The organism is Endozoicomonas sp. ONNA1, from assembly GCF_024606325.1.
Taxonomy (GTDB): Bacteria; Pseudomonadota; Gammaproteobacteria; order Pseudomonadales; family Endozoicomonadaceae; genus Endozoicomonas_A.
The window spans coordinates 1-7,717 of the sequence record NZ_JAHHPN010000189.1 but is presented as its reverse complement, the minus strand read 5'-3'; the positions used below and the strand labels follow the sequence as shown (position 1 = coordinate 7,717).

At 41.2% G+C, this 7,717-nt stretch carries 8 protein-coding genes; all 8 read right to left on the bottom strand.

All coding sequences use genetic code 11. The features are described 5' to 3' along the window. Nucleotides 1–141: 141 nt before the first annotated feature. Nucleotides 142–699 (bottom strand): sugar transferase, encoded by a 558-nt coding sequence (locus tag KDK19_RS04410; protein WP_257287340.1) that lies wholly within the window; start codon nucleotides 697–699, stop codon nucleotides 142–144. 5 nt (nucleotides 700–704) lie between these two features. Beyond that, on the bottom strand, nucleotides 705–1,637 hold the full coding sequence (locus tag KDK19_RS04405; RefSeq protein ID WP_257254804.1) for an NAD-dependent epimerase/dehydratase family protein: 933 nt from the start codon (nucleotides 1,635–1,637) through the stop codon (nucleotides 705–707). Nucleotides 1,638–2,204: 567 nt separating this feature from the next. Continuing rightward, nucleotides 2,205–2,963: a glycosyltransferase family 2 protein gene (locus tag KDK19_RS04400; protein WP_257254805.1), complete on the bottom strand. Its 759-nt coding sequence runs from the start codon at nucleotides 2,961–2,963 to the stop codon at nucleotides 2,205–2,207. Nucleotides 2,964–3,009: 46 nt separating this feature from the next. Continuing rightward, entirely contained in the window at nucleotides 3,010–3,210 is a 201-nt protein-coding gene (locus KDK19_RS04395; RefSeq protein ID WP_257254806.1) for a hypothetical protein, read from the bottom strand. Between the two features lie 79 nt (nucleotides 3,211–3,289). Beyond that, nucleotides 3,290–4,723 (bottom strand): mannose-1-phosphate guanylyltransferase/mannose-6-phosphate isomerase, encoded by a 1,434-nt coding sequence (locus tag KDK19_RS04390; RefSeq protein ID WP_257254807.1) that lies wholly within the window; start codon nucleotides 4,721–4,723, stop codon nucleotides 3,290–3,292. A gap of 45 nt (nucleotides 4,724–4,768) precedes the next feature. Further along, nucleotides 4,769–5,731, bottom strand: coding sequence for a GDP-L-fucose synthase (locus KDK19_RS04385; protein WP_257254808.1), 963 nt, complete (start codon nucleotides 5,729–5,731; stop codon nucleotides 4,769–4,771). Between the two features lie 109 nt (nucleotides 5,732–5,840). Beyond that, on the bottom strand, nucleotides 5,841–6,962 hold the full coding sequence (gmd, locus tag KDK19_RS04380) for a GDP-mannose 4,6-dehydratase (protein WP_257287341.1): 1,122 nt from the start codon (nucleotides 6,960–6,962) through the stop codon (nucleotides 5,841–5,843). Between the two features lie 162 nt (nucleotides 6,963–7,124). Next, on the bottom strand, nucleotides 7,125–7,717 hold a 593-nt coding region (locus tag KDK19_RS04375; protein ID WP_257291406.1), incomplete at its 5' end, for a glycosyltransferase.

Genomic DNA, 7,717 nt, shown 5'->3' with positions numbered 1-7,717 from the left:
ACGCCATCCACAAACAGAAGATTATTGCTATTGAATCGAATAGCAATGCAACTAGCCGTTTACTTGAGCGTGGGAGAGAGAGCAGTTTGTTGCGCATGTGTTACCTGGAGAAGGACTGAAAGTACTGTAGCAAAAACTCTATCATTTAGACTGTTTTACTCTATCGCCCTGACCACGTCCAGCTAGAGTCATAAAAATATAGCGAAAGTAGTTAGAAGGAGACATGCCTTTAATCATTTCCGCATCTGTTTTTGCCAGTAATTCAGGCATTGACATATCAATATCTGACACTTGAGCCAAGCCTGTAATTCCTGGCCTGACATCGTAAACCATTAAGCTATCGCGATGCTCAATAAGTTCAACCTGATTAAATAAATTGGGTCTTGGACCGACCAAACTCATTTCACCTTTTAGGACGTTCCATAATTGTGGTAATTCATCCAACTTGGTTTTTCTAAGGAATTTACCAAATCGAGTTATTGAGCTATTTGAAACGAGATGGCTAGCTACAGAAGCAGTATCAGTTCTCATCGTCCTGAATTTAACTAGTATAAAAGGTTTTTTCTTTCTTCCAACCCGCTCCTGTCTAAACAAAGGCGAGCCAGAGTCAAAATAAATAGCAAAATAGATAACAATAAATAAAGGCATTACAAAAATAAAACCGAATAATGAAATTAACAAATCTAATATGCGCAACATATAAATCAATCATCCGAGAAACATTCACAAATCCCTTCATTGAAAGTTAGAAGTGGCTTCCATTGAAGAGTATCTTTCACATGCTTCATGTCAATTTGCAAATCGCCAGCCAATTTATCTATGACCGATGACTTCCCTAATATACTGGCTAAAAAACGAAGAAAAGTGACATTTAATGGTATTAAACATGGAGTTCTACCACTAGCAATAATCAAACTATGCAGCAGTTCAGTTGTAGAAACATCTTCATCATCACTAACAAGAAATGTTTGCCCTGAAGCCGCAGGGTGCTTTATGCAAATCGTAATAAAATCCACTAAATTATTAATACCAATAAAGCTACGTTTGTTGTGAATGGCTCCTAAGGGTAAAGGTAACTTTTTATTTATTAGCTTAAGTAAACTACCAAAGTTTCCTGGTGCTCGCTTTCCATAAACTAGTGGTGGACGAATTACAACCACCTCTAGAGTACTCTTTTTAGAAATTTTTTCCAAGCCTAACTCTGCATTGTACTTAGAGCGACTGTACGAATCGTAAGGACTAGGTGTATCATTAAATGAAAATGGTCTTACACTTTTATTTCCATTTACTCCAATAGAACTTAGAAAAATAAAACGTTTGACACCTGCCTTCAAAGCCTGAACTGCAAGATTCAGAGTACCCTCATTATTTACCTTATTATAATTAGAAATAGTTTTTTCAGAATCACTCTTTAAAATATGAGAATGGGCAGCACAATGAACAACAACAGAAACGCCCTCTAATGCTTCCGTCCAGTCTGTTCTAGCGTCAATAGAACCGACAGACAACACACCCGACAGATACGGATCTTCATTTTTTCGTACAGTACCGACAACATCCAGTGAGCATTCTTCTTTTAGTTTATTATAAAGTACTGATCCAACAAAACCGTTTGCTCCTGTTACTAACACACGCATAACTAATCCTGAATTTTGATATACTACCAACTTGAATAGAGCTAAGCTCTTATTTTAATCCCCTGAATTCAAGTAATAAGTGCATAAACTATGACTTTTCCTGCATCTATTCAGGATAACTCTTTAATTGCATCATGAGAGGCTTTGTAACCCGAACATTTTCGAGGCCTAATATTCAAGTCAGGGCATTCGCACCAATCGAGTACGACTAGGCAAAAGCAGTTTTACAGATGCTTATGACCTGCTGACTTTCAACGGACCTACCCCTGAGCCTTCTGATTGAAGCAATTCTGCTGTGATCTGCTTTTTTGACCCGCAAAGTCTCTAGTACAGGCAAATAAAATCGCTAAATTCGAATGACCAAATAGCGAATAGTAATCGAACCCATTCCAAAAAAAATGACCAGACAGGTTATTTTGTTATAAAAATGCTCATCAATAGCAATTGAGACATGCATTTAATTCAACAACAACTCTTTACCCATCATTAAAACAATGATGATATTACCAATGATATTTAGATTGAATCAAACACAGACAAAAAAGGCTTTAAAAGAACAACTAAACATTAAAGCTCGCTTTTCCTAAATTCATAAAACTTAATCCTAATCTTTTTCATAACAAAGAAAAAAAGTGAAAAATAAAATCCATTTTTTCTAGCTGCTTTGATAATTTCATAGTTTTGCTTAACAATATTACCAACACTCTTATTAGTTTCACCACCAAGGCGCATTCTTACCAAAACCCCAGATATATATTTAACTTTAATTTTGTTTTTACCAATCACTCGTATGAGAAAATCATAATCTGCCGCAAGTCTATTTGAAGTATCAAACAAACCATATTTTTTATATACATAAGATTTGGCAAAAAAAGTAGGATGTGCTGGCATCCAGCCTTTCCCCCATAAACTTTCATCATATTCGCAAGATTTCCAAAATCTTACAACACGACTTAAATCATCCTTTGACACATATACCAGATCTCCATAGCAGGCATCAATATCAGCATTGGAAATGCCAGCAATAACATTGAAGATTACATCATCATCCTGAAAAACATCGTCAGAATTGAGAATACCAATGACATCACCGGTTGCCAGCTTAATACCTTTATTCATAGCATCATAAAGGCCTTCATCTGGTTCAGATATCAGTTGACATATATTTTCTTTGTATTTATCAATAATAGAAAGAGTTTGGTCAGTAGAGCCACCATCTACAATGATATATTCAATATCTCGATAATTCTGGGATATAACGGAACGAATAGTATCTTCAATAGTGATTGCTGAGTTAAAACATACGGTGATTATAGATATTTTCATGCGCCCATTTCGTAAAAATGCATAAGTAGAAAAATAACTGAAGCACTTATCTACTTCTGATCGAAGCAAGTAATTCAGCTGCTTTCAGACTGGGAGCAGAAAGGCAAATATCTCCACCAATTACCATGATCTCTGGCTTTAAATACTCCGCTATAGCCCGACCAATTCGCCAGACAATACCTTCGTTCAATTCACCGGGCATAGGGCCACGAATGTCGTAAGCTTGCAAACAGTTAAGAGTACTCATCAAAAAAGCCAAAATAGAATAAAGTTATATATTGCTTGTGGGTGAATGGTGAATCGTCAATTATGAAATGACTCACAACTTAAGCCCTCCCATATGTATCCTCAAACCGCACAATATCATCTTCTCCCAAGTAGCCGCCGCTTTGAACTTCAATCAATTCAAGGTCAAACTTACCCGGATTTTCCAGTCGATGGACAACACCAATTGGGATATAAGTAGACTGATTTTCGGTTAGCAAAAGTTCCTGATCACCATTGGTAATTCGTGCTGTCCCTTTAACCACGATCCAGTGTTCAGCCCGGTGATGGTGCATTTGCAGTGAGAGCCGGGCACCCGGCTTAACGGTAATGCGTTTCACTTGAAAGCGCTCACCCATATCAATGGAGTCGTAGGCACCCCAAGGACGATAAATTTTACGATGCAGCTTAGCCTCGGGGCGGTTTTCTGCTTTGAGTCGATTTACTATCTTTTTCACATCCTGCACACGGCTCTTATGAGCCACGAGGATAGCGTCATCACTTTCGGTAATCACCAGATCTTCTACACCCACAGTAGCAATCAACTTTTTCTCACTGCGAACATAGGTGTTCCGACTATCTTCCATTAAGACATCCCCAAAAGTAGAGTTACCCAATTGATCTTTTTCAGCAATATCGGCCAAAGAAGACCAGGATCCGACATCGGACCAACCCGCATTCAGGGGAACCATCACCGCATCAGTGGTTTTTTCCATCACCGCATAATCAATGGATTCATCGGGACACGCTAGAAAAGCAGCCTCATCAACACGAACAAAGTCCAGGTCGGAATTCTGCAACTCCATGGCTTGTTGGCAAGCTGTCAGAATATCCGAACGAAACTTGCCCAGTTCTTCCAGATAACGTGAGGCTTTGAACAGAAACATACCGGAATTCCAGTAATAGTTGCCACAGTCCAGGTATTCCTGAGCCGTTTCAAGATCTGGTTTTTCAACAAAGCGCTCCACCTGTGCAAGCTGTTCACTATTTCTGCTTAACGCTTCACTCGCCTTGATGTACCCATACCCGGTTTCTGCCTGAGTAGGCACAATGCCAAACGTGACCAGTTTGTCATTTTGTGCTGCAGGCATCGCAGCTAAAATTGCCTGATGAAAAGCCTGCACATCCTGAATGACATGATCTGCAGCCAACACTAACAACAATGGATCGTTATCGGCTGCAGGCTGTAAGCTCTGCGCTTTCAGCGCCGCCAGTGCTAATGCTGGCGCAGTATTACGACCAACCGGTTCCAGAATAATCGCTGACGGTTTACGGCCCACCTGCCGGAATTGCTCGGCTACCAGGAAACGATGCTCTTCATTGGCAATAACCATTGGCGCACCAAGAGAAGATAAGCCATCCAATCGGGACAAGGTATTCTGCAACATGGTTTGTTCGTTCACCAATGGCAGAAACTGCTTCGGGTATAAAGAGCGAGACTGCGGCCAAAGACGGCTACCAGAGCCGCCGGACATGATAATGGGAATCAGGTTCATAATTATAATTTGCGGGATGTGTGAGTAGTTCTTTTATCTATTAATTTATATTGAACGAAGCTCGTCCTCATGCTCCAGAAACCATTTATAAGTCAACCCAAGACCATCGAACAAAGAGACTGATGATTTCCAACCTAACTGTTCAAGCCGGGTAACATCCATCAGCTTACGCGGTGTACCATCAGGTTTTGTTGAATCAAATACAATCTCACCAGCAAACCCAACCACTTGTTTCATAGTCTCAGCTAATTCGCGAATGGTGCAATCAACTCCAGTACCCACATTAATATGCGACATCATAGCTGAAGTGTGCTGACTGAAAGTCGAGCTATCCAGATTCATGACATGGACACAGGCTGCTGCCATATCATCAACAAAGAGAAACTCCCTCATAGGCTTACCGGTGCCCCAAACTACAACTTCTTTTTCACCACGAATCCTGGCCTCATGAAAACGACGCATCATTGCCGGGATAACATGACTGTTCTCTGGATGAAAATTGTCGTTTACACCATAAAGATTGGTTGGCATTACCGAGCGGTAATCCACACCATATTGTCGATTATAAGACTCGCACAACTTGATACCGGCAATCTTGGCAATGGCATAGGGTTCATTAGTCGGTTCGAGATGACCACTGAGTAACTCATCTTCTACCATAGGTTGCGGGGCCAACTTTGGATAAATACAGCTGGAACCCAGAAACAACAGTTGCTTAACACCCGCAGCATAGGCCTGATGAATAATATTGCACTCGATCATCAGGTTGTCATAAATAAACTCAGCAGGGTAGGTATTGTTAGCGTGAATACCACCCACCCGAGCGGCTGCCAGATAAACCTGATCGATCTGTACAGAGTCGAAAAAACGACGCACAGCGGACTGGTCAGTCAGATCAAGTTCGGCTCTGTCACGACAGATGATCTCATAACCACCAAATTGTGATAACTGGCGGACAATAGCCGAACCCACCATACCCCGATGACCAGCTACATAAATTCTTTTCATATAAAATGTTCAATTAAATGCTCAAGCACAGAGCTTGGTGAAGTCGATGAAAGGCAAACTAAACGGCAAAGTAACTATAATAATGCTAAAGAGAACGCAGCAGGAAGATTTATTCTCTGGATACTTTCACCTCGTACCCATGCTCCTTCAACAGAGCATGCTGTTTGGCCTTGGCCAGATCGCACTCAACCATTTCGGCAACCATCTCTTCAATCGTGGTTGTTGGCTCCCAGCCCAGTTTAGTTTTAGCATTGGTTGGATCACCCAGTAAGGTCTCCACCTCTGCGGGCCGGAAATATCGTGGATCTACTGCAACTACTTTCTGACCAATTGAAAGCGCTGGAGCCTGATCAGTAGTGAATTTATCAACATAGGCGCACTCATCAACACCTTCCCCTTCCCAGCGTAACTGGATACCAATAGCTTTGGCGGTGAAATCTACGAATTGACGAACGGAATATTGAACGCCGGTGGCAATCACAAAATCCTCTGGTTGCTCCTGCTGTAACATCAACCATTGCATTTCCACATAATCACGGGCATGGCCCCAGTCCCGCAGGGCATCCATATTGCCGAGATAGAGACACTGATCCAGCCCTTGGGAAATATTACTCAGCCCTCTGGTGATCTTACGTGTGACAAAGGTTTCACCGCGCCGGGGTGACTCGTGGTTAAACAAAATGCCATTACAGGCATACATGCCGTATGACTCACGATAGTTAACCGTAATCCAATAGGCATACATCTTAGCTACTGCGTAAGGAGAGCGCGGATAAAAGGGCGTTGTCTCTTTCTGCGGGATTTCCTGAACCAACCCATACAATTCTGAAGTAGAGGCTTGATAAAAGCGGGTTTTCTTTTCCAACCCTAAAAATCTTATTGCTTCCAGCAGCCGCAATGTGCCTAATGCATCGACATCTGCGGTATATTCCGGTGACTCGAATGAAACCGCAACATGGGACTGTGCCGCCAAGTTATACACTTCGTCTGGCTGAACTTCACTGATAATACGCGTAAGGTTAGAGCTGTCGCTTAAATCGCCGTAATGCAGTCTGAAATTTTGGTTGTTTGAGTGTGGATCTTCATAGATGTGATCTACACGTTCGGTATTGAACAAAGAGGCTCGACGTTTGATGCCATGAACTTCATAGCCTTTATCGAGCAGGAATTCTGCAAGGTAAGAACCATCCTGACCTGTAACACCCGTTATTAATGCAACTTTTTTATCCATAATAATACTCATTAAATTACTGTAGCACTGAATTTATTGACAACTGAATCAAAGTTATTAAAAAAAGCCTAATATCGTCAGGACCTGAGATGAGCAGTAATCTCCCACCCATCACCATTATTCAAGATATGTTCTACAAAAAACAAAGAGTGTGATTGCATACTATTTGTTAGTAGTAATTTTCAGCATCTCTTCAGCAACAGTTTCCCAAGAGCACGGTATTGATTCTAATGCACCCTCCCAGTTCGGCCACCATCCAGCATCAAGTCTATTGGCCAGTTCCATTATTGCCGATTGTAATGACTGCACATTATCTGCTTCGAAATAAATAGCTTCATCACCACAGAGAGTTCTTGCATAAGGTAGGTCTGGGCAGAGTATTGGTAGTCCACAAAACATTGCCTCAACGAGAGGAAAGCCAAAACTTTCTTCATTTGAGAGAAATAATAATGCATCACAAGACCGATAAAAAGACAGCATTTGATCAGAGTTGATTAATCCAACACAAGAGATGGAACTCCATGTATTATCAGGATTTTTCAATGGATCAATCGTTAAGGTTAATTGCTCGACAGGCCAAGCCTCAGGCTCATCAATTTTAGAAAGGAGTAAATGATTTTTATGTGAATAATCAGCAGCCGGATAAAAAAGATGTAGCTTACCATCGCGGACTCGATTAGTCCTCTTAACAAAAGATTTTGATAACCATTGTGGTACAGGCTGTGGAAGAACAAAAACACGACCGCGCACAGCCC